General features: G+C 50.7%; 2 protein-coding genes. Both read right to left on the reverse strand.

Features of this window, described 5'->3' with window-relative positions; all coding sequences use genetic code 11:
- Positions 1-200: 200 nt before the first annotated feature.
- Complete coding sequence (gene hldE / locus IDZ20_RS10985; RefSeq protein ID WP_188151483.1) at positions 201-1,631, reverse strand: bifunctional D-glycero-beta-D-manno-heptose-7-phosphate kinase/D-glycero-beta-D-manno-heptose 1-phosphate adenylyltransferase HldE; 1,431 nt, start codon at positions 1,629-1,631, stop codon at positions 201-203.
- Positions 1,632-1,641: 10 nt separating this feature from the next.
- Positions 1,642-2,745 (reverse strand): glycosyltransferase family 9 protein, encoded by a 1,104-nt coding sequence (locus IDZ20_RS10990; RefSeq protein WP_188151484.1) that lies wholly within the window; start codon positions 2,743-2,745, stop codon positions 1,642-1,644.
- Positions 2,746-3,037: the final 292 nt, after the last annotated feature.

Below are 3,037 nucleotides of genomic sequence, written 5' to 3' on the forward strand. Positions count from 1 at the left end.
GCTGGATCACCTCCTTAAACGATACGCACACCTCCTACAAGTTCCCACACGCATTGCTTGATAATTGTTATATTTTTAGCGTTGAGATTTATTAAAAAACCCAAGAGGCACTGCCTGTTGGGTTTTTTTGTGTCCGGCAGTTTTGTTGGCGCTACGTTTGGGGTTAGTGCCGGTTGGTCGCGCGCCCCCTTCTGGCCCGGCTACAGGCTTTTACGTATCCGTTCGATGATTGAGCTTGTTGAGCATCCTTGTACGAAAGGCATGACGACTACTTTGCCCCCTGAGTTTGTGACGGTGTCGTATCCGACGATTAGTTTGGGGTCATAGTCGCCGCCTTTAACCAGATAGTCTGGGGTTATAGCGGTGATGAGGTTGGCTGGCGTGTCTTCGCTAAAGCTGGTAACCCAGTCGACGCAATCGAGAGCTGCGAGTAGCTCCATTCTTTCCTGTAGCGGCACAACTGGTCGGCTCTCGCCCTTTAGTCTCTTGATGGAGTCGTCGCTGTTTACGCCTATTACAAGTCTGTCTCCCAGTGCCGCGGCTTGCTGTAGGTACCTGACGTGGCCTGCATGAAGTATGTCGAAGCAGCCGTTGGTGAATACGATTGTTTCGCCTTTTTGGCGAGCGAGTCTCGTCATTTTAGTTAGGTTTTCAAGGTTGCATATTCCGTGCGATATGACCGAGTTTTGATCACCTGAGCTCGCAACTATTTCGTCGGTAGTGACGGTCGCTGTGCCAATCTTTGCAACAGCTATGCCTGCGGCTATATTCGCAATCTTCATCGCGGTCGGCATATCTGCTCCAGCTGCAAAGGCGCCGGCGAAAGTCGCTATTACCGTATCTCCAGCACCGGTTACGTCAAATACTTCTTGAGCCTCGGTTGGGATATGGAGTGGAGCTCGCCCGGCACGAATAAGCGCCATGCCTTTTTCGCTCAGTGTTACCAGCATTGCTTCCAGTTGGAGGTCTTCTCTAAGTGCTTCGGCTCGCTCTAGGGCTTGCTCGACCGTGCTGCAGGTGCCGACGACTCCTTCAAGCTCTCCTAGGTTTGGTGTTATAAGTGTTGCGCCGTGATAGCGCGCAAAATTTGAGCCTTTGGGGTCCACGATCACTGGTGTGTGGTGCTGTTTGCAGAGGGTAATTATTGGTGCGCAGTCTGAAACGGTTCCTTTGGCGTAGTCTGAAATTACAACGATATCGGCGCGAACTATCTCTGCTCCAATCCCCTTGAGGGTGTCTGTAGTTGTGATGGAGGGAAGCGCCTCTTCAAAGTCCATTCGCAGCAATTGCTGGTGCTGGCAGAGTACGCGGAGTTTGGTGATAGTTGGTGTTCCTGTTGCAGTATGAATGTGGCTCTGGATATTTGAGCTGCTTAATAACTCGAGGACTATTTTTCCGGCATCGTCTGATCCAATAATGCCGCAAAGTGACGTATCGCACCCCAATGCTGCGAGGTTTTTGGCGACGTTGGCGGCCCCTCCCAGCCTATCTTCTACGGCATCTATCTTGACGACGGGCACTGGTGCTTCGGGGGATATGCGTTTGGCGCCTCCGCTCCAGTAGCGGTCGAGCATTATGTCGCCAATAACCAATACGCGGGCGTTGTGGAATTGTGGGATGCTGAGAGTCACGACTTTCCTCTTAAGTGTTTGTGGTTGAGAATGCGGTGTTTGTGTAGTTGAAAGAGTTGCTTTGAGTGAGTTTCATTAGGGGTTTGAGTTCCGCGATTACCATGTCGGGAGTTAGCTCTTTCATGCAGTCGTAGCGCTTTCCGCAGATTGGTGCGGTTTTGCAGGGAGAGCAAGCGAGATCCATATAAAGAACTTTGCTCGTTTCTTGCCCTGTGTAGGTATAGGGGTAGGTCGCCCCGAATAGTGCGATAGTGGGCACTTTGTATGCGTGTCCTAGGTGGGTTAAACCTGAGTCGACGCCGATGAGCGCTGAAGCATGCTTGATCAGCAGGCAGTTTTGGGTGGTCGATAGTGCGCCACTTAAATCTAGAGCGCCGGTCGCGTGTGCAATCTCTTTGGTATCTTCAGTTGGGTTGCTCCCAGCGATTAGAAGCTTTATGTGATACCTGCCGCGAAGGCGCAGGGCTAGTTGTTGCCAGTGATTTGCTGGCCACTCCTGCTGCCGAGTCGCTCCGGTGGGGCATAATAATGCGTAACGCTCTTTGGTGAAGTCGAAGCCGATATCTTCAGTAAGTTTTGTTGTTTGGCTTTGGTTGATAGTTGGCGTGTAAAGATTCCATGGTGTGTCGGGCATCCCGAGTTGGCTCAGCAGGTACCGGTATTCCGCACCTATCTGGACAAGGTCGCCCATGTTACGTGACACAGATCTGTCGATGAACATGGCGCTGGAGCCGCTTGAGCCTAAGCCGACCGATGTTTTGGCCATCGAGAGCCATGCGATAAACGCACTTTTCCAGATGCTTTGCACGTCAAGGGTGAGATCGAAGTGTTGCTGCTGGAGCGTTTTGCGTAGTTTAAATGCCTCTCTTGCGAGCTCGAGCCAGCGCCCGCTTGCAAAAAGTCTATCCCAGTGGGAGCAATCGACAGTGATCAGCTGGTCGATGCTGGGGTGGCCATCCATTAATGGCGCAAAACGCTCGTCAATTAGCAGGTGCAGACGCACTCTAGGGCCGGAGTTTTTTGTGAGGTGTATTAGTCCGCTTGAGATAACCGTGTCGCTCATGGAGCCAAGGTTAATGATGAGTATCGACTTTTTGGTAGCGTGGCGGATCATTGGCTTCTATGTATATTGCTGTTGATGGGTGGGCTGAAGTTTACCATGCCGGTCTTGATAGAATCAGATTTAAAGGTGTTTGCCTGGCTGCTGCGGGTTGAGATCTGCAATAGGGATTGAGCTCGGTGCCTCAGTTGCGAATAAAAACAGTTTTAGCGAAAAAATATATTGACTCAAAATTATCTGAGTGTAAGATACGCACCCTCTCCACAGCGCACAGCTGAAGCGAGAAGTTCTTTAAAAATTAGGAAACGAAAGAAAGTTATAACATTGCATATTTAATGTTAAGCGA

Origin of the sequence: Teredinibacter waterburyi, from assembly GCF_001922985.1 — a bacterium.
Taxonomy (GTDB): Bacteria; Pseudomonadota; Gammaproteobacteria; order Pseudomonadales; family Cellvibrionaceae; genus Teredinibacter; species Teredinibacter waterburyi.